The organism is Paenibacillus sp. FSL R5-0475, from assembly GCF_038004585.1.
Taxonomy (GTDB): Bacteria; Bacillota; Bacilli; order Paenibacillales; family Paenibacillaceae; genus Paenibacillus_AQ.
Genome location: NZ_JBBORK010000001.1, coordinates 5,816,573 through 5,839,816, shown reverse-complemented (window position 1 = coordinate 5,839,816; position 23,244 = coordinate 5,816,573). Strand labels below are relative to the sequence as shown.

Sequence of the window (23,244 nt, the reverse complement as noted above, 5' to 3'; positions counted from 1 at the left end):
AGAATTTCCTGCTTTGCTAGAAGAAAAGGAATATAGAGTGCAAAAAATGACAAAGGCAGGCCAGAGTTACCTCTGCCTGCCTTTGCCATACTATTCTTATAAATTGATTATTCCATATAACAGTTTTGCAATTTCAGCACGGGTTACTTTGCCACGAGGATCGAAATGATTGTCGCCCTTACCGTCAAGGATTCCCTTAGCTTGCAATTCACTTACCGCTTGCTTCGCCCACTCTGATACGCTGTTTATATCCTTAAAGCTTGCAGTAGCAGCAATGGAAGACTGCACTCCAGCTTTGTATTGTATCAATTTCTGCAGGACAACAGCCGCTTCTTCACGTGTAATTGCATCTTTAGGACGGAACTTGCCATCACTGCCTTGGATGAGTCCAAGCTGGACAGCTTTGTCTATTGATGATGCGTAATAAGCATCTTTTGATACATCTGCAAAAGCACCATTCCCCGTAGTTTCACTTGTCTCATTCAATCCGAGTGAACGAATGGCTAGTGTAACAAAATCTGCACGGGTTACATTCGCTTGTGGACCATAGTGCGTATCGTCGATACCCTTAATCACATGCTTAGCCGTCAGCTTGGAAATGTACAGCTCTGCCCAGTGACCAGCGGTATCACTAAATTGCTTATGGTATTCCAGTACCGCGAAGGAAGAGAAATGATCTGTTGTAAAGGTAACGGTATTGCCTTTAAACACTCCACCCAAATATTCCAAGGTACTGCCATTTACATAATAGACACCCGCAAAATCTGTATCAAGCTTAGCAAGCTGTTCCTTCGTCAGCGTCAGGGTAATCGTAACAGCACCTTTAAACTGATGAATAGCCGTTTCTTTGCCGCCTGCTGTGGTACTGAGGTTCAGCGTCACGGTTGCCTTGGATGGACTTATTCCAGCGACATTGCTTTGTACAGCTGTCGTAGTTGTATCAACGCTCAGCAGCAGCATTTCACTGCCGGCCGGGATCGCTGGTAAAGAGCTTGTTGGTACGCTTAATGTAACGCTGGAAGATACAATATTCAGATTCAGCTTCTTGTCGGCAGCCTGTTGGATGCTCGTTGCATCAAGTGCAATTCTAATCTGATCTTGAGCCGAGGTTGCCCCGCCTACGCTAATCTTTAGGCTTCCCCCTGTAGCAGCTTCCTCTATCAGCTTCTTCAAGGCTGACGGATCAGCTGTATACGTTCCATTACTTCCTAATGCCAGTTCAATGTTTCCTTTTCCCGCTCCAGGTGTGGCTGTAGGCGTTGGAGTCACTGTTGGCACTGGCAAAACTACTGGAGGTGCCGATGTCACCTCTGGTGCTGGTGTCGGCGTTACTTCTGGCGATGGCGATACCTCTGGTGTTGGTGTCGGTGTTACATTCTCTTTCCCAGTGTAGAAGCCCCAAATGTCTGAAAGCACACTACCAGAGTTATCATCCTCGACTTTTGTATACCACTGGTAGTAGCTTTCTGGATTTAGCTTACTCCAAGTGACCTGAGTCTCCGTACCGCTCTCTACTTGCTGCTGGGTCGCAATTGTCTGATCACTGTAAACCTTAACTCCAATGTAATCGGTAGCTACACGTTTGGTTACAGGCTGCAGATCGAGATCTAGTACGAACTCATCTTTGCCAGGGAACTCATTTTCATCATAATAATTATAATCATCCAAGTAAGGCGAATAAGTCTTCACACGAAGCTTGTTGTTAGCTACATCGAACTGAAGCAGACGAATATAACCAAGTCCACCCTCTTCGGCACCTTGATAATCTGCCAGCATTTGATATACACTGCGGTCCGCAATGCCATCTCCATTATCATCCAACTCATCTACCTTAAGCTCCGCATCATGATAATGACCGGATAAAGCTGCGATTACGTTCTTGTTAGGTTTTACAACCTTTTCAAAGATCGTATCGGCAATCGGTGCGCGGTTATTAGATACGAGCAGGTATTCATGAAGACAAAGAATCGCTTTACGTTCTGGATAACGAGCAACGACCTCATTCATCCATTCAATTTCCTCTTCAGCCAGTCCCCAGCCCATATATACGATAATGAAGTCATTTCCGTTCGCAGATACTAAATCATAATGGCCCCGGTTGTTGTCATAGGATCCGCCAAAGGTTGGCATGTCCTTAAATCTCCATTCCCCAAAGTATTGCCAGAATTTCGTGTAATCTCCGGTTTGATGGCCTACATCATGATTACCCGCAAGAACACCATATGGAATACCTGCATCCTCAAGTACCTTCATATCCCGATCGGCTTCTTGCCATTCATATTCCTGATAGGATTTGTCCACTACATCTCCGGTATGAATTACATATTTCAAGTTCAAATTATCCTTATTGTCGGCAATCCACTTTACATTTTTCTGATAAATGTAAGGGTAGCTTTGAGAATAATATTGCGTATCAGACATCCATACAAAAGAAAAATCATAGGTATCCTGCGTAACTGTAGGTGCAGTCTTAGTCGCGGACGCAATCTCATCCTGAACCATGACAGCAATGCTATCTCCGCTAGCGAATTCTCCAACAGTCACCGTAGATTTCAGTTCAAAATCCTCAGTACCAGCAATTAAATGATCCAGCTGTATCCACTTTTCTTCAGCAGGACTCCACGCGTAGAGACTTACTTTACGACCTGGAAGTGAATTACCCTTCCATTCAATATCCACACGATCTGAAGCCTTCACCGATTCATCCAGCTTAATTTCATAGCGCTGATATGGGAATTGCTCAACAGCATCGTTAATTAAGTACTTTCCGTCAACTGAACTTATTTTGCTGTATTCGTCACTGTTAAGGGCTTCTTCGCCCGCAGGAACGGATTGCTTCGGCGGTTCTGTATCGGATGCGTTCTTAAATCCAGTAAATCCTTGCTCTGGATGGTTACCATCGTACTTGAAGCCTCTATAGAAGGTAACATCCATCTTATCCTGGTTAGGATCTTCAACCTTAACCTTCAAGGTCGGATTCGTACCCACACCAATCTCCCAGTTCTGAGGTGAGATCAGGAGTGGTGCAAATGGATTTTCATTCGGTACATGGAATGTAATTACCTTTTCCACCTGATTACCTATCTTATCCAATGCGGTGATAGAAAGCGTATGGTCTCCACCGGACAACTTTCCGGATGTAGTAGCATAAGGCAGTTCAATAACATTGCCGTCCAGCTTCACGCTAACTTTATCTACACCTGCGTAAGTATCCTTGATCTCAGCAGTAATTACGAAATTACCACGATAAGTTTTTCCATCTTCAATCGATGCTTTAATGGATGGTGGCGTGTTGTCTACAACTACGTTTGACGATACCTTGGATCCACCTTCGGTCACTGTTACTTTATGTTCTCCGTCCGTTACTTCTGTAGTATTCCAGTTATAAGCCTTCGAACGGAACAAATCAGATTTCAGATCGAACCGGAAGCCGATGGATTCATGCTTACCTGCGCTGTCCCCCATCTTAATTTCTTTATCACGTTCTGCATAAGCAGGGTCCCAAACTTCAGTACCGTCTGCAAGTAATAGGCGCACATTCTTTACTTCAAAATCATCTTTATTCTCCTCGGGACGAGGGTCAAAAGGCGATGATTTAGAGCCCGCCCGAATGTAGATCACATTATCCTTGCCCACTTGCAAAGCGGCAGAGGAGATCGGGAAGGTCAATGTCGTATACGTAGTAATCGGGTCCATAAAGGTGTATAGAATACTCGCATCCCCTAATTCTTCTGGTCCCATGGTGATACCGTTTTTGAAATAATAATCTACATTCTTCGCATCAAATACAAAGTAAGCATCATTCTCAAGCGCGGCATATACCTCGTTATCGCCAAGCACCTTATTGTCGATGCTCAGGCCCACTTCATCAGCCTTTGCGGTAGCAGAGGTTCCTTTTACCGTCATAGAGCCATTAATGAATTGCCCATCCTTAACATTCAAACGAAGCGCTGATTGATCTGGGCCACCTGTAATTTTCACTTTCATTACCGGAGATTCAGTCTCATTTGTGCCATCGGAAACGACGAAATAATACTGTATTTCATTTCTGCCGATCAAATCAGCAGACGACAATTTATAATGATATAAGCTATCGTTAAAGTCTTGGGATAGATTATGGCTGACAAAATCAGGCTGCTTATCCGAAGCTACCCTTACTTCTACAGACGTAACGGCTTTATTGTCATCCGCGAAAGCCTTCAAATCCAGACTCATCGACTGATCAATCTCCGTTACAGCAGTCAGATCATTTACCGTCGGATTTTCGGTATCCGGATCCACATGGATCGGTGTGTTAGGAAGCAGTGCAACATCTACCTGCCCTGGTGACGGAACCGCTGATCCTGTACTAATCTTGAGCATTTTACTTTGCCCATTCACAGGATACTTGTATAGAAGGGCTTTATTTTCTTTGGTGTCGTCACCTTTAGCCCCACCATCATAGGTAAGATCAGCATCATAATACGCAGAGGAAATTTCTTTCTCGGTATTACTTTTGATTACGACGGCCCGGCGGCCAGAGTTCGCCATCCCATCGCTTTTGATTTGAAAGAGATTTGTGCCATCCATCAGATTAGTGTTGAATTCTGCATTAAAATCACTAGCGGTGTATGTACTGTTAGCACTATTAATAACCCAGAACACTACGGACTGCTGTGCAGGAATTACAAAACTCTCTTTCGTAGAGGGCCACTTCACATCGGAAGCATTGCCTTTATCAGGATAGCGATAATAGATCTTGTAGTTTTTAAAATCAATCGGTGCATCAGTATTGTTATATACCTCAATGAATTCAAAAGCATCGCTGCTCGTTCCTTTTACATTCGTCGAATTGGGCAGCAGCTCTGTAATTAACAGCGGCGGCACATTATTCGAATCAAATGCAGGCAGGTTCACATGAACAGAATAGCTCTCTGTTACATTGTTTACACGAATGCTGTAGTGCAGTTCTGGTTCTTCCAGTGCAGCCGCAGGAATCACGGCCGTGTATTCCCCCTCACCTTTTGAGGTCATGGTGATTACCGTATCTTTCACCTGAGAAGGAGAGCCGTATTGCAACTTCACTACCGGTAGCGTTCCGTCTGGTCCAATCTCTAGGTTCGTAATCTTCGCGGTGACGGGAAGATCCGCTGGATCCACACTGCTCTGCGAGTGGTGTTCAATTACCGGTTGCTTGTCTCCAGGTACTAGCTCAGGCAGTTGCTCTGGATCTACGGTTCCTGGTGTAGCCGCAACCGTTCCCGAAATCGCCATGAGACTCATCATAGAGCTGTCGGATTGCGAATACTTATAGAAAATCCCGTTGTTTTCCTTCACCTGTTCTTTTCCATAAGAAGCAGAGACAATAAGAGCATCTCCTGCTTTACTTTTAATTTGTAAGTTGCGCGGAGAAGTGTTTGCCATACCACCGCCACCGTTAATACGGAACAGGTTTACACCTTCCTGCAGAGATGCTGAAGGATTAAAGTTTTTGATGAAATCTTCGGCAGGAACACTCAGATTATTGCCGTTCATAATCCAGAAGACGATATTTCCATGCGCCGGTATGACCGCATCGCCATTTGGTGTCCAAGTATCTTTGTCATTATAAAAGAAATAATAATCCTTAAAGTTAACCGGCTCGTCCGTATTATTGTAAACCTCAACAAATTCGTAACCATCTACAGAGCTACCATCCGCGCCTTTTACATTTTTAGTATCTGGAACAACCTCTGTAATAAGTAAAGAGCCTGGATTGGTTGGTGTCGCGTATACATCTGTCATTACAGTCGGTTGACTTAAAAGCGTGTTGAGCTCAACCTGTTCATCAAAATGTGCTCCTAATTCGGAAGATGTCTGCTCTGTATCCGGCCGCTGTTCTTCCGCATATCCTGCTGGAACCATGATCCCCAACATCAAACTACTTGCAATTACGCTGGATAGAAAACGTTTAGCTTTTGCTGTTATTCTCAAAACTCCGAACACTCCCCGTAAGTTTGATTGTGACCCTTCTGCATAAATATGCAATTTAGATCATCTGGAAATTATACTAGGGGTATATTATCGCTATATCATTTCAATGTTAAATCTTTAGGTTATCTTAAATATTGTTTAAGCTTCAGCTCAGCTTTCCGGGTTATAATAGAAATAAGTTAAACCACAACCATTACAGACACTTTCAACAGAAACCATAGAACGTTATTCGTAAAATAAGAAAAGAGGACTCTAATGGATATAAAAAGAGTGATTATAGTAGGAACCGTAGTTATAGTAATGTCTTTCGGAAATGCTTGGAGTAGCCTTACTGCTAACGCAAGCTCGTCAACTCAATGGTCCACCACAAGTGTTGCGGATAAAGACGAATTATTATTGAAAGCCCTTAACCAACCCACAGATGATGATCTGTACGATGCCTTATATGACGGCAAATCACTTCAAGATATTGCAATAGAACAAAACACAGATATTGAAGATGTGATCGATCTACAGGTAACCCAGCTAACGGAACAGCTAGATTCACGACTAGCTTCCGGAAATATTACAGCCGAGCAGTATGCAGCACACAAAGCGGAGCTGAGGGACATCGTTACGGAGAGCGTTCTCACTTCTTTCGGCTAAGAAAGATACATATAGTGGCCGTATAACATTTCTCCGCGCCCAAGCTAAAACGCCTTGGGCGTCCCTAATGGACGGTAAGCGTTTATGCGAGAAATATAAGGATAATATATAGCGTGGAGATTATAAATTCTTATATTTAAATAAAGAGGGTGATCCGATAGCCATTGAATGGCTGTCAGATCACCCTCTTCGTATATTCAACGCTATTAAACTGAATTCCTAAGTCTCTATCTTGTTATCTCTATTGATCTCCAGTATATCCAGGAAGAATACAAAAATTGGAATTCCGAGAATTAGACCCCATACACCCATATAGTGCTCAGAGAAGAGAAGTACGATAAAGGTGTAGAACATAGGCAGATTCATTTTGGATGACATCAGTTTTGGATTTAAGAAATAACCCTCAACAAAATGTAGTATGGCGATCATAACCAATACATATATCGTCATTGCTATGCCACCAATGTTGTAACCAATAATACAAAGTGGTATTAAGGAGATCACAAAACCTACAACTGGAATCAAACTAAGCAGGAAGATCATAATCGATAAGGCGAATAAATACGGAAAACCTAAGATCCAGAGTCCGATCACCGTAAAGCATGTATTAAACAGCGCGATCAGAATTTGCGCTTCGATCACTTTACCAAACGATGAGATGAATTTTCTACCGAAATACTCAAGCTCAACATAGAACCAAGAAATCTTGCTCTCTTTAAGACGGGCAGTGAAACTGACAATTCTGTTCTTCTCAAGGATAAAGACAAAGCTCAGAATGGTGGATAATACGAAGCTTGTGCCCCAATTACTTATTTTCAGGACGTATTCAAGACCATCTTTCACATAAGACTGGTAGTTCAAATCCTTAAGCTGGGCAAATAAATACTGCACGATTTCGTTCTGCGGAATGTTTGCAGGGGTTAAACTGGTCAGAAAATTAGTTAACTGCTTTATCTGTGTGAAGACCTTCGGTAAATAATTCACTAAGGTCACTACGATCAGAGCAATCAGAGCTAAATACAAAATAACAATAATGACTTTACTGTTGACCGCAACATATTTATTGATTCGCTTCGTGAGCAGCACCTGAAAGCTGTTCATTACATAAGCAATCAGAAATGTTAACAGTACTAAATTGAGCATATCTCTAATACTGAATAGCAGCAGGGCAACCAGCCCCAAAATAAAAAAACGCCGGACCGTTAAATTCGCGTAATAACGCTTAAATACTTCCATCTGTTCTCTCCATTCGCCTACCAATTAGTACTCTAATTATAGTCTACAGTAAGGAATTCACTTATAGCAACTAGTGATTCGCCCAAATTGGCGAAATTTCTCACTTTTTGTAAACTCCTAATGAACATAGGGAAAGCTGATATCCATTCCATACATTTCCTTTGCCGTTTATAAGCCTCCCGTTGTGTTCATTAACTTAACGATTCGACTCTTCTGATCGTAGTTGAGATCAATATGTAGATCCTTGCATAATTGTATAAACGGAACCATCAGGGTCCCTTTCCTCATTTCGGGCGCACTTCCTATCAGAGCTACTCTTTGGTTATTCAGGGTTAATTCCATAGGTGAATCTATATGTTTAACCTGCTCAAGAGTTTGGACTGCAGTTAGACTCTGACTTCCCCCGTTGATCCGGGAGGCATTTCGGTCCGTTCTCGCATTGATCCCATCCTGGATTTTAAATGTTAGCGAAATTCCGAGTGAATCACATGCCGATAGCAATCGGTCATTGTATGATCCATAAGGAAAGGCAACCGCTGAATCGGTATTCCCCAGCTCTTCCTTCAGTCTTTGCTCCGCCTTGGCTAAATCACGAGTAACTCTGCTGTAGTACTCCGTATTCATTTCGTTTCTGTTCTCATCATCGATATATAACAAAGCACTGGCGGCTGGCCGCTCCCCACCCTCAGCATCCACGATACCATAATGGTGTAAATCGTACGTGTGACTATAGAATCCCATCCCGTCCCGCTTCATTTCCCGCATCTGCTCCCAATTGAGCTTCGGCACACTATTCGGATCTGGGTGATCAATCGTAGATACGATAACAAAATTCACTGCCGTATAGCCATATTTTTTGAGAATAGGAAAAGCCAACTCATAAAAGCTCTCATATCCATCATCAAAAGTCAGCAGCACCGCATTATCTGGAACCGTGCCGCCATTCAGCATAAATTCACGGTATTGTTCCATCGTAATCACGTGAAACCCTTCTTGCTTCAGCAGGTTCATTTGATCATCAAACCGATCGGCAGATAAGATCCAAGGAAACTGCGGCATTGGCTTCTCTGAAAGATGATGGTACATCAGCACAGCTACATGGTCTCTATAGTAAATACCTTTCGGAAGTGCCCCCTGCTTCTGCCAGCCGATATGCATATTAAGGGCCTGTTCTGCTGCAGCCTTGGGAATCATTAGCTCATCAGGCGAGCCCGGATATGTAGCTACTGTCTTAATGATTTGACCGTTCACATCTATAGTAACTGCAGAAGACTCGTGTTGATTGTTGAAAATAGCAGCAAGAATTATTAGCAGAACAATGACTAAAAGTATCATATATTTTTTCGTATGCAATCTCTGAATCTCCTTAAAAAGATCTTTTATTCACTATGTAACTACATATTTGGTGACAGTTCCACCTACTTTTGGTTACATTTTCTTTTTTATTTTGTTTCTTATCATAAAAATAGGAGGCGAACCCTAAGCCTGAACTGACTTAAGGAACACCTCCCTCACATGGAGATCTATATATAATTATGTACATCTATTTGTAATTGTAGACGGTCTAGGACCTTCTCTTGTCTACAAAGTAATTTTCTTCCCCTAGCTCGTCCACAAACTGCTGCAGCCAATCATAATATTGAATGGCATGCTCCAGCTTCTCCAGATCCTTCAGGCAGAATTGCCGCTCCTCCTCAGGCGTATCCACGGCATGAACCAATCCCTCCAGCTCAGGAATAACAACATCCAAGGCTTGCCTCATGACATCAATCTCCCGCTGCAGCTTCATTCCAAAAAAATTCTTAAAGGTCTGAAAGAAATCTGTTTCCACTGCATACAGATCCTTTCGCTCCCGCTTCTCCTCCAGCTTGGTCACCATCTTGGAAGCCATCAAAGAACGAACTCCATAGCTCATATTACTCTTACTCATATTCATCACATTCTTCATCTCTTCAAGCGTCATCGGCCGGTCTTCAAAGAACATAATTCCATACAGCTGCCCGAATGAGTAATTGGCGCCATATAAGTCCATCGTCTGAGCAATTGCATCAATCATCGGACGCAGCAGCTGCTCGCGTGGAGATAAGTCTCTATTCTCTTCACCAAAGGCTACCTGTTTCATAGCTGCACCTTCATTCCACTTAGAATCTACCTTCTATTTTACACAAAATAGCAACTACTTTCGCTAATCTCTTAAATTTTTACATAATCTCGCATCGATCTTTACGCCCGCTTGACCACGCAGCTGCTCGATGAGTGTACAATTTTTTTTGAACGGAGGAGCTTTCCTCAGAATTATACCGCAAAAAACAGAAGATGGAATGGGGTATCGACAAAATAATGAAACGCACAAGATTTATAGGTGAGTTGAAACCGGTGCTCTTCACCTTGCCGGCAATGATTCCATTCGTGGTATTTTGGCTCGCGCCATTACTTTATGTATTTTATCTCAGCTTTACTGAGTGGGACTTCATGAGCCCCGAGAAAACCTTTGTCGGACTAACCAACTATCTGGATCTGTTCAGCAATCCCGCCTTCTATAAAGCGCTAAGAGTAACCTTGTTATTCTGTGCGGGAAGTGTACTGCCCGTTATTCTGATCGGACTTGGACTTGCACTCCTGATGAATGGGAAGCTGAAAGGCTCCACCCTCTATCAGGTATTGCTTTTCTCCCCTTGGGTCACGCCGACCGTGGCGGTATCCATTGTCTGGTCCTGGATCTATGAACCTGAAATTGGCCTTGCTAATACTGTACTTGACCTCTTAGGTCTAGAAAAAATCGGTTGGCTTCAAGATCCTAAATGGGCACTGCTCGGCGTTCTGCTCGTGACGATATGGAAATCGGTAGGCTGGGCGATGATTTTTTACTTGGTGGCACTACGCAATGTCCCTACCGATCTGTTGGAAGCCGCTGAACTGGATGGAGCAAATGCTGTGCAAAAATTCAACCGTATTACTTTACCGCTAATCTCGCCAACGACACTGTTTCTGTTCATCGTACAGATCATTGGTGCCTTACAGGCATACGACCAGATTAACGTACTCACACAAGGTGGACCGTCGGGATCAACACGTACCTTGCTCTATATGTATTATCAGTCTGCCTTTGAAGCCTTTCAGATTGGAGAAGCCTCTAGTGTCGCAATGATTCTGGTATTTATATGTATGCTGCTCTCCGTAATCTCACTAGAGGTTAGTAAACGGACAACCCATTATCAATAACTACTGCTGTAAAGGAGAACGACTGATGAATGCAACGACCGTACGAGTGGGCAAACTGGCCCGCCATCTATTTTTTGCAGCTATTGCACTGATCATGGCCTTCCCCTTCTATTGGATGGTCACCAGCGCCTTAAAAACCAATGATGAAATCTGGCAGTCTCCGCCGACGATCTGGCCGAAAGAGCCGCTGTGGGGTAACTTTTCAGCCGCCTGGCACGAAGCCCCTTTCTTTAGATATATGGGCAATAGCGTATTTGTCGCCGTGTCGATTGTTATTTTGCAGGTGATAAATTCCGGGATGATGGCCTATGCGCTTACGCATATGAAATTCCGCTTCAGAGGGCTGTTCGCAGGTGTCATTCTTTTCGGCTATATGGTCCCTGCCACCGCCGTTTATCTTCCCGGATATCTGGTATTGTCCCAGCTTCATCTACTGGATTCATATGCCGGGTTGATTCTATCTAACTGTGTAAGTGTCTTCTCTATCTTTCTAATTCGGCAAGCCTTCCTTCAGGTTCCCCATGAGCTGGTAGAGGCTGGAGAAGTGGATGGTTCCTCGCATATGCGGATTCTCTGGACCATTCTTGTCCCCATTACACGGTCTTCCTTTGCTGTGCTAGCCCTGATCACCTTCATTGATCAGTACAATAACTATTTCTGGCCAATGCTCATCACCAAAGATCCTAATCTACAGCTGGTCTCGGCCGGTCTGCGTAGTTTCTTCACTCAAGGAGGTGCTTACGGATTGAAATGGCCGCTGATCATGGCCGCTAGCGCATTCACCATCGCCCCGTTGCTGCTAGTATTTCTACTAGCTCAGAAAACCATCATGCAAAGCGTCAACATGACCGCTGGTTCCAGCAAAGGATAAGCTAACTATTCTATTTAATAAGAGGAGAATGATGATGAACGTATTGAAGAGACTGTCCGCCCTATCTTTGGTTGCCGGATTTACAATGTTAACAGCTTGTGGAGGAAATGCGAGTACAGATAATGTTACAGCGGCAAATGGAGCTTCTTCCTCCCCCTCCGCAGAGGCTGCACCTACACAAAATGCACCGGTAACGATTGAGTTCTGGTATGGTCTCGGCGGTAAGCTTGGTGAGAATATGGAGGCACTGATTCAGAAATTTAATGCCTCCCAGCAAGAGGTCATTGTCAAAGGTATCGCGCAGGCAGACTACACTGAAACCGAGCAGAAGCTGCAAGCGGCCATTGCTACAGGAAAAGTGCCTGCTGCTGCTCTCTCCTCAAACGTAGATTGGGCCCGCAAAGGATATTTCGCTCCGATAGATGAGCTTATGGCATTGCAGCCAGATTTTAATAAAGAGGATTTTGTCCAAACCTTTCTAAATCAGGGCCAGGTTGATGGCAAGCAATACTTCTTGCCGATGTATGGAACAACACAGGTTATGTACTATCGCAAAGATGCTTTTGAGAAGAACGGAATTGATGCGAGCACATTGAAGACTTGGGAAGACCTAGCTGCCGCAGCTGCGAAAATGACCGTGAAAGACGGCGGCAAAACCACCCTCTTCGGTTGGGAGCCTATGTGGGGTTCAGGGAACATGATTGATGCCGTGCTCAGCAAAGGAGGCACTATTCTTAGCGAGGATGGGAAACAAGTCATGATCGACTCTAAAGAGTGGATCGAAACCTGGGATTTGTTCCGCAAATGGATCCACGAGGATAAGATCATGCGGATTCATTCAGGGGGGCAAGGCTGGGAATATTGGTACAAAACAATTGATGATGTAATGAAGAATCAATCCGCAGGCTACACCGGCTCCAGTGGCGATCAAGGTGACCTCGACTTTAGCATTGTTTCTGCTATGGAGCAGCCAGGCTGGGCAGGGATTGGCGAGGGCAAACCCGTAGCCCAAGCACTGATGGCCGGCATTCTATCTAAAGCTAGCGACAGTGAGAAACAAGCGGCTATGAAATGGCTAACCTACTTCACAAATGCCGAGAATACTGCCTCTTGGTCCATTAATACTGGATATATTTCGGTGCGCCAATCCGCATTGCAAGACCCGGCGTTTGTGTCATTCAGTGAAAGCAATCCACAGATTAAGGTTCCGTTGATGCAAGCTTCTCATGGTTCTGCACCATTCCAAGATCCAACTGGCGGCAAAATCAACGATGCGCTGAAAATCGCCGCTGATAAGGTGCAGATTGAGAATATTCCTGCAGCACAGGCACTTAAGGAAGCACAGGAAACAGCGCAAGCAGCGCTTGATAAACTAAAATAAAGGCGGTGGAGTTCATGTCTGAGCTCATCACGCCACAAGGCAGATACGCTGTAGCAGCTATTCTATTCGACAAGGATGGTACGCTGCTCCAGTTCGTATCCCTCTGGGGCAGCTGGGGCGAGTGTTTTTTAGAGCGATTCACGAAGGATATGAAGCAAAGAGGACTACAGATTCCAGAAGAACAGCTCCCTGCATTAATGGGAACTATACACAATGCCCAAGGAAGCATTACCGATTATGATCGGAACGGCCCCCTGGCTATGGGGACTATGAGTGACCTCTATGCCATCCTGTCATGGCAGGGTTATCTGCAAGGTTTATCGTGGGCGGAGTCCATAGAGCTTGTTCATCAGTGCCGTCTGGAAGCGGATGTTATGTTGGAAAAGAAACGCCCCGTTCACTCGTTGCCGGGTATTCATCGTTTTCTCGATGAGTGTGCGAGTGCTGGTATCCCTCTCGCCGTGGTGACCGCAGATGAAACAGATGCTGCAGAGAAACATCTCCAATGGCTCGGCATACGGCACTATTTCTCCGAGGTAATTGGAACAGACCTTGTGGATCAGGGTAAACCTTTCCCCGACATGGTGCAGCTTGCCTGCGAAAGGTTGGCCGTTGAACCCGCGCACACAGCAGTTATCGGTGATACTAATGGGGATATGCGAATGGCTAAAGCAGCGGGTGTGCAGGTAGCTATAGGTATCACTGAAAATGAAGACATTAGTGCTTCGTCGCATATTCTCCCGGATGCAGATCTCATTGTGCGATCTTACGCTGAACTCAGCATCGAGGTTACTTCCCTGTGAAAATAGAAGGAATATGGGCATGGATGTTTCTGATGCTAGCGATTGTGTTCGAACTCTCAGGGACCATCTCAATGAAAATATCTCAGGGGTTCACTCAGCTCTGGCCTTCCGTGCTCATGTTTCTGTTCTATGGAGCCAGCTTCACCTCCCTGAATTATGCCCTCACCTCTATTAAGGTAGGCGTTGCTTATGCGATATGGTCAGGGGCGGGAATCATCCTTATTTCTTTCATAGGAGCCCTGTTCTTCGAAGAAAAGCTAACCCTGTCCTCCCTACTATGGATAGCCGTTATCCTAACCGGGATCATAGGACTGAACATTAGCGGGAAGACGCATTAGTGAACAGCCACAGTATTTCATAGATTCATAAAATGAAGGGGGATGCCTAAACATGAGCGCGAACACATTACCTGAAGAGAAGCCTGTTATTACCTTTCAGATCATCACGGATACGCATGTCACCGCTGACCGAAATCATGAGTACAATCTTAACTTTGAGCTGGCGCTCCGTGATATAGCCGCACATGGAAAAATGAGCAGTGGGATTATGCATATCGGCGATGTCACAAACCATGGTTTTTCTGCTGAATATAAAGAAATGCTTCGTATCATTAATCAACATAAGGCTGACTTGCCCGACATTACTTTCACTTTAGGTAATCATGATGTAGGCCTCGGGATTTGGAAGTCTCGCTTAGGGATGTATACGTCACAGACTGGAATGTCTGGACCCTATCATGATCACTGGATTAATGGCTATCATTTTATCTTTCTAGGTACAGAAAAAGGATTACCTAAATTCTGTCATCTTTCCTCTAAGCAGCTTGATTGGCTGGAGCATAAGCTTGGGGAGCAAGCTTCACCGGATCAGCCTATCTTTCTTTTCCTGCATCAACCGCTTAAAGATACAGTAGCTGGATCGTTAGAATCACAAGATTGGTATGGTGTCACTCAAGATAAGGAATTAAAAGAGATTCTTTCGAGACACCCCCAGACCTTGTTATTCACTGGTCACACCCATTGGGAGTTAGAGGTAGACAACACTATGTACCCTGGCCATGGAGAGATGGCAACAATGTTTAATGCTGCTTCTGTCGCCTACCTTTGGACAAACGAAGATAAGCATAAGACAGGCAGCCAAGGCTTCTATGTGGAAGTATATAGAGATAAAGTGCTTGTCCGGGGCAGAGACTTTAAGACAGGAACCTGGATTGAAGCTGCACAATATGAGGTTGCTTATACAGCAGTAAACGTATAATGAAACTCCCCGCAGCAAGCTGCGGGGAGTTTCATTCTGTGAATTACACGCACAAGGATTAGCCGTACCGCCACGCTCTGCGTTATTCATCCCATGCTTCTAACAGCTTCGGAATGCCTTCTACAAGAAGCTTGTGGTATACCTCGGAAATATCTTCAATATCATCCGTATTCGCCACACCCAGCAGCGTCTGCATAACGATCCCGTCAATAGCTCCAATCAGCAATGAGGCAATGGCTTTATTGTATTTCCCGGGTTGTTTTTCGTACAAGCGTTGTAACAGCTCCTCGGTATGACCAATCCATTTCTTATACTTAACTTTCAATTGATTGGAGATTTCCTCGTTCCCGAGTATCGCTTCCTGGGCAAGATAGAACTGCATTCGATTGTCATCTATTTTGTTAAAACGATCTTTCACATTCTCGCTGATTTGCTCAATAACTTCCCCGCGGCTATACTTCCCTTGCTGTACCTCCTCGGCAATTCTCGTAGATACGGATAGACTGCGATCCATCGCATCATAAAGAATCTCTTCTTTACTATTGTAATGATGATACAACGCCCCCGTGCTAAGCCCGGCTTCATCGGCAATTCTCCGCATAGTCGTACCCGCAATACCCATTCGATAGATAACACGATTCGTCGCCTCAATAATATGTAATTTTCTATCCTCAGACATAAACTCCCCGCCCAACTGAATCGCTTATTGCGATTTATTTTTATATGAAAAGAGTACTGAATCTAATTTGTTTTTTGTGTGTTAATTAGCACAGACAGAACCAATTAATTCCTAATACAATAAAACCGAACAGTTGTTATGTTTATGAATTAACCAAGCATTGTAGGGTTGAAGCTCAGTATCGGCAACAATTGATTACGCTTTCACAAAAAAAGGAGGTTTATCATGGATATTCCTGCATGGCAGTACGGCGTTAGTATGATCGGCTACATAGTTCTGCTTCTTATTGTTGTCAGTATCATGCGCAAGCATTATAAGTTTGCCCACTGGTTCTGGATTGCTTCTTTACTAACCTTTCCCTTATGGCTTATGGGCGGTGTCGAAGGCTGGTTTCGGTGGGCCAAGATTTTAAGTGTAATTCTTCCTACGATATTTGTTGGATTCATTCGTATTGCTAACTACGAGAAACGAAAAGGACCGTTCTGGAATGGGTTACAGAAGGATTGGGTATTGTGGTTCGTATATGGCGTTCTATTCCTTAATATCATGGAAGCGACCATTAAAGACTTTACGATGGGGAATACATTCAATGCGCTTACCGGCCTCCTATTATGTATAACCATCCCTTTTGCGCCAAAATATTGGAAGATTTCTACTGAATCGCACGGCGATCTCATTGCATATACGACAATCGGCTGGAACTTCCTCTATACAACTTGGAATGCAGCCTTCGTCTATGCAGAGAGTCCGAAGTTCTTTGCAAGCTCGCTATGCATTCTTCTCGCAGCCGAGCTCTATCCCATCATCAAACGCCGCCCAGAACTCTACATCATTGCGCGGGTCTATACATTAGCGGCACATTTACTTCTACGCGCCTGCTTCGTTAGCCTGTTCCCGACACTAATGGATGCTTCATCGTGGTACAATGCAGACGTCATGAACTATTGGGGAATCATCAACTTTATTATGATTGTTCCGTTTGTATTCTGGCATATGTGGCAGCTGCACACCGGCAAAGCAGAAATCAGCTTCCGGCGTGGCCGGATTGAAGTGAACTAACCAAGAACGCCCTTATCCTTTCCATGAGGAAAAGGTAAGGGCGTTCTTTCTTTATTTCTTCTCTGCTTGGAGAGGTTATCGTTGAATCGGCTCGATCCGGTAGCTTGCGTTAGCGCTGGAATCGTCTTCCACGCCGGCTCCACCGTGAATCTGCCAGCCGAATGACAGCACAGATTCCAGCCGGTTCTTCTCGGCTGTCGTCAATACTATTTCTATGGCTTCTTTACCCTCTTCAAGCTCCAACTCTGCCTCTTTACCAAGAACAACCCATATCCAGCTACGAATGCCACGAATCGTGTTGTACTTGATCTGATAGCCTGTCTTCACCGCTTGCTCGAACAATTCTGGCTGCTCCGCTTGTAAAGTGGTCAACTGCTTATAATCAAATTCGTATTCACTCTCGTCAACGGGCAAATCGCCCTCCGCCACTTTACGAAGAATATCCTCATTGGACCAGCCCAAAGCGCGAAGTGATTCTACCAGTAAAGCATCCCACTGGGATAACTTTACCCGGTTCAAATTGTCTGACATCCTGATTCCCCCCATACCTGTATATAGATTCTACTTATTCCGTGAAATCATAAGCAACATAATGACCCGGACTAACTTCCTGCAATGTAGAGGTCTCAGCCCTGCCGTACTCTGCCGAATATCCATCTAAAATAATTCTCTGATTAGCCCGCTTAGGGTCTGTCTCCAAAATCGAAGATAGCAGCGCCTTCGTATAAGGATGAATAGGATTCTCGTATAGTTCGTCACTTTCGGCTACCTCTACGAGACGACCGCCATACATCACGCCAATCCGGTCCGAAATATGCCGTACCATCGACAGATCGTGCGCAACAAAGAGGTAGGTCAACCCAAATTCCGACTGCAAATCCTCCAGCATATTCACTACCTGAGCCTGAACAGATACATCCAGCGCTGAGATTGGTTCATCGCACACTACGAATTCAGGTTTCACAGATAATGCTCGAGCAATCGAAATCCGTTGGCGTTGCCCACCACTGAATTCATGAGGAAAGCGATAAAGATGCTCTCTTTTTAAACCCACCTTATCCAGCAGTGCCGCAACAGCCTCTATACGCTCGTCGCCTTCGTGGATCCCGTGGATTTTCATAGGCTCACTGATCAGATCAAGTACATTCAGGCTTGGATTCAACGAGGAATATGGATCTTGAAAGATCGATTGAATCCGTCTGCGAAAAGGCTTAAGCTGCTTCTCTCCAAGCTTGCTCAGCGGCTGCCCGTCAAAAGACACTTCACCATCTGTATAGTCATACAATCGCAGCAAGCAGCGTCCAACCGTGGACTTGCCGCTCCCCGACTCTCCGACCAGTCCAAAGGTCTCCCCCTGACGAATCTGAAAGCTTACGCCATCTACCGCCTTAAGCACAGATGTATTACGTCCCCATATATCCTTGCCTTTGGAGAAATGTTTCTTCAGATTATTTACGTCCACTAGAATCTTATTATCACTCAACAGAACCGCTCCCTTCAACACCAGCTACGGCTGGAGTCTCCTGCACACCGTCTGCCAGCCAGCACATCGAACGATGGCCAGGCGATAATTCGATGACCGGAGGACGTTCGCTGCAACGGGCAAAAGCATTAGGGCAACGTTCCATAAATGGACAGCCCGAAGGAGGATCCAGCAAATCCGGAGGTGTGCCTTCGATAGGGACAAGGCGTTCCCGCGACTTGCCGTCACGTTTTGGAATCGAGCGAAGCAGACCTTTCGTGTAAGGATGCTGTGGGCGATAAAAGATATCCTCTACCGTGCCCTCCTCCATCACAAGTCCACCATACATTACGATAACCCGTGTACATACCTGTGCTACCACACCCAAGTCATGGGTAATGAGCGCTACAGCTGTACTGGTATTATTTTTCAACTCTTTAAAAAGATCGAGAATTTGCGCCTGTATTGTTACATCGAGCGCAGTTGTCGGCTCATCCGCAATCAATAGCTCTGGCTTACAGGAAAGAGCCATGGCGATCATGACCCGCTGGCGCATCCCGCCGCTGAATTCATGCGGATATTGCTGCAGCCGCTGTTCAGGATTATTAATTCCTACCTGACGCAAGATGCTTGCTGCCTCTTTAAGCGCTTCTTGTTTATTTAAACCCCGATGCCGACGGATGACTTCCGTAAGCTGCTGGCCGATTTTTTTTACAGGATTAAGAGAGGTCATGGGGTCCTGAAACACCATTGCTATACGATTGCCGCGTAGCTTTCTCCACTCTTTTTCCGAAAGGTTCGATAAATTCTTTCCACGAAAATTAATATTTCCACCGATAATTTTACCCGGAGGTGTAATTAACGACATAATCGCCTTGGCAGTTACACTCTTCCCACTACCAGATTCTCCGACGATTCCTACCGTCTCACCAGCATCTATATGAAAGCTAACGCCGCGAACTGCTTGATTCTCTCCGTCCCTTGTATGGAACGAAACCTTCAAATCCTCGACAGACAATAGCCGTTCCGTCATGATGTCTTCACACTCCTATCTTCGGATCAGCTTCGGTTCAAAGCCTACCCGCAAAATATCACCCAAAACATTAAAGCTAAGTACCGTTAATAGTATCAATAATCCAGGGAATAAAGCCAGATATGGCGCTTGAGCGATATATCCCTGCGCATTGTTAAGCATACTGCCCCAAGTCGCATTCGGAGGCTGTACCCCGAACCCGAGGAAACTTAGGGACGACTCCATCATTATCGCCGAAGCGATATTATTCGTCGCACCTACAATGACAACAGGCACTAGCCCCGGAAGAATATGACGCCAAATAATTCCGAAATTGCTCTGTCCGGAGGCTTTTGCATAGAGTACATATTCGCGTTCCTTAATCGTCATCGTCTCTGCCCGAATGACACGGGCGATATTCATCCACATTAATAGAGCAATAATAATGATGATATTCCCAACACTCGGCTTCAGAAATACGCTAAGCAGCAGCAGAACTAAGAAAGAAGGAATGGACAGCACTACATCAAGCATCCGCATGAGAAGATTATCGACCCATCCGCCAAAGAATCCACTGATTACGCCCACCGTAACACCTATGCCTGTAGCAATGATCATTGAAGCAAAGCCAACTAGCAGTGATACCCGGCCACCATATAATGCGCGGGCAAAATAATCCCGGCCATAGTCATCCGTCCCGAACCAGTGATCGGCTCCCGGCGATTTCAGACGTGCCAGAACATCCATCGCATTCGGATCATGTCCAGATAAAAAAGCAAATATAGAGCCCAGTGAGAAGATGATTAAAGTAATGAGGGCTGCGACGCCCAATTTATTCGTAAATAGCTCATCTCCAACACTTTTCCATTTACTGCGATTCATGAGGTCACCTCGTTAATTTAATTCGTGGGTCCACGAAGCTATATAGAATATCCGCGACCAGATTACCGATGATCAGCATTAAAGAGGAGAATAGAGTAATTCCCATAATCACGGGGTAATCCATCCCTTTAACTGCAGTCATCCCCAAAGAGCCAATACCTGGCCATGAAAATACTGTTTCTGTAACAATTGCGCCTGCCACCAGATCACCCATAGACATCCCGAGCAATGTAATTACAGGAAGCAACACATGCTTCATTACATGACGGAACAGAATCGTTGTCTTGTTAGATCCAAAAGCATATTGAATCTGCACGTACTCTTCTTTTAGCTGTCCAATGGTACTAGAGCGAATGTATCGCACATAACCAGCCAAGAATCCAAAAGCAAGCACGGTGCAAGGCAGGATACCATGCTTGAATACATCAAACGCCGATTCCACACCAATCGTTCGCATCCCCATAATAGGAAGCAGATGCAGCTTAATCGCGAATAAGTACATTAGTAAGATGGCAAGCCAAAACAAAGGCACGGATATTCCGACATAGGATAAGAAATTAATCAGCTTATCTACCCAGCGGTTCCGGTTTGCTCCAGCAATAAGACCGAGTGGAATCGCCAGCAAAACAGCGAGACCGATCGCAGAACCCATCAAACCTGCCGTTGCAGGCAGGCGTTCTAGAATTTGATCCAATACTGGCTGATGATTCACTAGGGAATAACCGAAATTCCCCTGCAATATTTCTTTAATCCAGATTAAATATTGAATGTAGGCTGGCTTATCCAGCCCAAGGTTATGCCGGATACGCTCAATATCATCTGCGTGCATATTCGGCGTAACGAAGGATAATACCGGATCCCCCGGAGCCAGCTTAATCATCGCAAAGCACACAACCGAAACAAAAAACAACATCGGCAGGGTTTGCAGTAATCTTCGGACGATAAGTTGTCTCATACGTTTATTCTCCCAGTTCTGTATCGGTAAAAAAGTAAGCTGGATAACCCAGCTTACTTTTTCCCGTTTTTATTTAAGGTAGATTTTCGATAAATCTTCAAAAATAACGACAGGCTTCAAGACTGCTTCTTCCAGACCGCCGTAGTTCTTGGAGACAGCTACAATAGTCTTAGTATTAGCAATTGGATAAATCGGTGCATCGTCAGCAATGATCTCTTGGATCTTCTTATAGATCTCACCACGTTTAGTCACATCTGCTTCTCCTGCACCTTCATTGAACAACTTATCGACTTCAGCATTATTATAATGCGAGTAGTTAGAGTCAGCAGTAGAAGTATACAAAATTCTGTAAGCATCAGGATCGTAACCCATAATATAACCTGCAATCGCAAGTTCAAAATCTGTTGAATTCATATCACTGAACTTCTGGCCATATGCCGAGGCATCCATATTTTGCAGTTCAACTTCAGCGCCAATGGCCTTTAGCTTTTGCTGCACGTATAGTGAAATAGCTTCCTGAGCTTTATTACCGCTCGATACAATCAATCTCAATTTCAGATCGCTAACCCCTGCCGATTGCAGAAGCTCTTTCGCTTTTTCCACATCATTATCGAAAGAAGGTACGTCATTAGTATAGAACAATGCATCCGGAGTCAAGAATGACTTCGCCGGGTCAGCATACTCGCTAGAGGAATAAGCAGCCTGAATGATTTCATCACGGCTTAGTGCTAGAGACAAGGCTTGACGAACTTCTTTTTTAGCAAGAGCACCTCTATCGCTGTTCGCGTTGAACAACAGGTACGACAATCGGCCTTCACTATAAGGAAGAATTTCGAAATTGTTCGAAGCTTCAATCGTTCCAACATCCTGTGGATCTAGATATTTAATGTTGATCTCACCACTCTGAAGTGCGAGGTTCGCAGCATTCGTATCTTTAGCAATCCGGTACGTAACAGAATCAAGATGTGGCTTGCCGCCAAAGTAGTTATCAAATCTTTCTAATGTAACATATTCGCCCGCTTTATATTCTTTAAATTTAAATGGTCCAGATCCAACAGGATTAGCATTCTTGGTGCTTTTCTCTAGATCCGTCTCATTTTCAAAAATATGCTTTGGAATCGGAAATACTTGCACTAGTGTAGCTTCAAAAGCTGGGCTGACCTGCGGAAGCTTGAACTCTACGGTCAGATCATCCACCTTAACGGCCTTAACGGGTTTATCACCGATGAATAAGTTCGCTCTCAACATGCTGTTTTGCTTCTCATCGAGGATGCTATCAATCGTGAACACGACATCGTCAGCAGTAAGCTTTTCTCCGTCATGCCATGTCAGTCCGCTTTTCAGCTTCAACGTATAAGTCAGGTTATCTTCTGAAAGGGTCAGGCTGTCTGCCAAGTAGAAGGTCTTCTTACCATCATTTACTTGGAACAGTGGAGCATAGAGCGCTTGGTCAATCGTAAGACTGACACGGTCACCCGCGTAGTTCGGATTTAGAATAACAGGGTCAGCAGCGACTCCAATAATCAAGTTGCCTCCATCTTTTATCTCAGTGCTTGCTGTCGTTCCATCATTAGTAGCAGGTGTCTGATTTGTATTTGTAGAAGTGGCGGTGTTCCCTCCGGAGCACGCACTAATCAAAAATGTTAACAAAATCAAAGTAATAACTCCAGATAATCCTTTACGCATAAGTTTCTCCCCCGTATTCTATGTTCTGCGTTGCTTGTGTTTTTTATATTGTATATCGGAATACTAGGAATTACAATGGATAGCATTTCACATTAATGTAATATTGAGGGAATCGATTGATGGTTTATCCATAGCGCTCATC

Annotated in this window: 19 protein-coding genes; 8 read left to right on the top strand and 11 right to left on the bottom strand. The window is 44.6% G+C overall.

The window, feature by feature from the left end; genetic code table 11:
• Nucleotides 1-96 precede the first annotated feature (96 nt).
• Entirely contained in the window at nucleotides 97-5,952 is a 5,856-nt protein-coding gene (locus tag MKX41_RS26170; RefSeq protein ID WP_340973776.1) for an S-layer homology domain-containing protein, read from the bottom strand.
• A gap of 255 nt (nucleotides 5,953-6,207) precedes the next feature.
• Between MKX41_RS26170 and MKX41_RS26165 the strand changes: the two genes are divergently transcribed.
• On the top strand, nucleotides 6,208-6,597 hold the full coding sequence (locus MKX41_RS26165; RefSeq protein WP_042184194.1) for a hypothetical protein: 390 nt from the start codon (nucleotides 6,208-6,210) through the stop codon (nucleotides 6,595-6,597).
• Between the two features lie 219 nt (nucleotides 6,598-6,816).
• On the opposite strand, the gene MKX41_RS26160 is transcribed toward MKX41_RS26165, so the two are convergent.
• From MKX41_RS26160 to MKX41_RS26150, 3 genes are all read right to left on the bottom strand, one after another.
• Nucleotides 6,817-7,833 (bottom strand): AI-2E family transporter, encoded by a 1,017-nt coding sequence (locus tag MKX41_RS26160; RefSeq protein WP_042184192.1) that lies wholly within the window; start codon nucleotides 7,831-7,833, stop codon nucleotides 6,817-6,819.
• Nucleotides 7,834-8,001: 168 nt separating this feature from the next.
• Nucleotides 8,002-9,186, bottom strand: coding sequence for a polysaccharide deacetylase family protein (locus MKX41_RS26155; protein ID WP_340973774.1), 1,185 nt, complete (start codon nucleotides 9,184-9,186; stop codon nucleotides 8,002-8,004).
• A 211-nt stretch (nucleotides 9,187-9,397) separates the two neighbouring features.
• The gene (locus MKX41_RS26150; RefSeq protein ID WP_339799810.1) at nucleotides 9,398-9,955 is read right to left on the bottom strand and encodes a GbsR/MarR family transcriptional regulator; all 558 of its coding nucleotides are present in this window, start codon (nucleotides 9,953-9,955) and stop codon (nucleotides 9,398-9,400) included.
• Nucleotides 9,956-10,173: 218 nt separating this feature from the next.
• On the opposite strand from MKX41_RS26150, the gene MKX41_RS26145 reads away from it, so the two are divergent.
• From MKX41_RS26145 to MKX41_RS26120, 6 genes are read left to right on the top strand one after another with little or no spacing between them, the layout of a single operon-like run.
• A complete protein-coding gene (locus tag MKX41_RS26145) occupies nucleotides 10,174-11,055 on the top strand; it encodes a carbohydrate ABC transporter permease (protein ID WP_076285209.1) in 882 nt (293 codons plus the stop codon).
• 25 nt (nucleotides 11,056-11,080) lie between these two features.
• On the top strand, nucleotides 11,081-11,926 hold the full coding sequence (locus tag MKX41_RS26140; RefSeq protein WP_042184188.1) for a carbohydrate ABC transporter permease: 846 nt from the start codon (nucleotides 11,081-11,083) through the stop codon (nucleotides 11,924-11,926).
• Between the two features lie 34 nt (nucleotides 11,927-11,960).
• Nucleotides 11,961-13,307 carry an ABC transporter substrate-binding protein gene (locus MKX41_RS26135; RefSeq protein ID WP_340975091.1) on the top strand — a complete coding sequence of 449 codons (1,347 nt, stop codon included), beginning with the start codon at nucleotides 11,961-11,963 and terminating at the stop codon, nucleotides 13,305-13,307.
• A 14-nt stretch (nucleotides 13,308-13,321) separates the two neighbouring features.
• Complete coding sequence (locus MKX41_RS26130) at nucleotides 13,322-14,110, top strand: HAD family hydrolase (protein ID WP_340973771.1); 789 nt, start codon at nucleotides 13,322-13,324, stop codon at nucleotides 14,108-14,110.
• Nucleotides 14,107-14,448: a DMT family transporter gene (locus tag MKX41_RS26125; RefSeq protein ID WP_445670737.1), complete on the top strand. Its 342-nt coding sequence runs from the start codon at nucleotides 14,107-14,109 to the stop codon at nucleotides 14,446-14,448. Before MKX41_RS26130 ends, MKX41_RS26125 begins: the two co-directional genes overlap by 4 nt.
• Nucleotides 14,449-14,500: 52 nt before the next feature.
• Nucleotides 14,501-15,367 (top strand): metallophosphoesterase family protein, encoded by an 867-nt coding sequence (locus MKX41_RS26120; protein WP_339268272.1) that lies wholly within the window; start codon nucleotides 14,501-14,503, stop codon nucleotides 15,365-15,367.
• A gap of 82 nt (nucleotides 15,368-15,449) precedes the next feature.
• Here MKX41_RS26120 and MKX41_RS26115 read toward each other — a convergent pair whose 3' ends face one another.
• A complete protein-coding gene (locus MKX41_RS26115) occupies nucleotides 15,450-16,046 on the bottom strand; it encodes a TetR/AcrR family transcriptional regulator (protein ID WP_076285089.1) in 597 nt (198 codons plus the stop codon).
• Between the two features lie 225 nt (nucleotides 16,047-16,271).
• Here MKX41_RS26115 and MKX41_RS26110 point away from each other — a divergent pair, with 225 nt between their 5' ends.
• A complete protein-coding gene (locus MKX41_RS26110; RefSeq protein WP_042184178.1) occupies nucleotides 16,272-17,105 on the top strand; it encodes a hypothetical protein in 834 nt (277 codons plus the stop codon).
• 75 nt (nucleotides 17,106-17,180) lie between these two features.
• On the opposite strand, the gene MKX41_RS26105 is transcribed toward MKX41_RS26110, so the two are convergent.
• The 6 genes from MKX41_RS26105 to MKX41_RS26080 form a co-directional block, all read right to left on the bottom strand.
• Nucleotides 17,181-17,636 carry a hypothetical protein gene (locus MKX41_RS26105; protein ID WP_339268269.1) on the bottom strand — a complete coding sequence of 152 codons (456 nt, stop codon included), beginning with the start codon at nucleotides 17,634-17,636 and terminating at the stop codon, nucleotides 17,181-17,183.
• 34 nt (nucleotides 17,637-17,670) lie between these two features.
• Nucleotides 17,671-18,591 carry an ABC transporter ATP-binding protein gene (locus MKX41_RS26100; protein ID WP_143759515.1) on the bottom strand — a complete coding sequence of 307 codons (921 nt, stop codon included), beginning with the start codon at nucleotides 18,589-18,591 and terminating at the stop codon, nucleotides 17,671-17,673.
• The gene (locus MKX41_RS26095) at nucleotides 18,581-19,600 is read right to left on the bottom strand and encodes an ABC transporter ATP-binding protein (protein ID WP_340973768.1); all 1,020 of its coding nucleotides are present in this window, start codon (nucleotides 19,598-19,600) and stop codon (nucleotides 18,581-18,583) included. The genes MKX41_RS26100 and MKX41_RS26095 overlap by 11 nt, the downstream gene beginning before the upstream one ends.
• A gap of 15 nt (nucleotides 19,601-19,615) precedes the next feature.
• Entirely contained in the window at nucleotides 19,616-20,461 is an 846-nt protein-coding gene (locus tag MKX41_RS26090; RefSeq protein WP_042184173.1) for an ABC transporter permease, read from the bottom strand.
• A gap of 4 nt (nucleotides 20,462-20,465) precedes the next feature.
• Complete coding sequence (locus tag MKX41_RS26085) at nucleotides 20,466-21,416, bottom strand: ABC transporter permease (RefSeq protein WP_042123467.1); 951 nt, start codon at nucleotides 21,414-21,416, stop codon at nucleotides 20,466-20,468.
• Between the two features lie 69 nt (nucleotides 21,417-21,485).
• Complete coding sequence (locus tag MKX41_RS26080) at nucleotides 21,486-23,102, bottom strand: ABC transporter substrate-binding protein (RefSeq protein WP_076299927.1); 1,617 nt, start codon at nucleotides 23,100-23,102, stop codon at nucleotides 21,486-21,488.
• Between the last annotated feature and the right edge of the window lie 142 nt (nucleotides 23,103-23,244).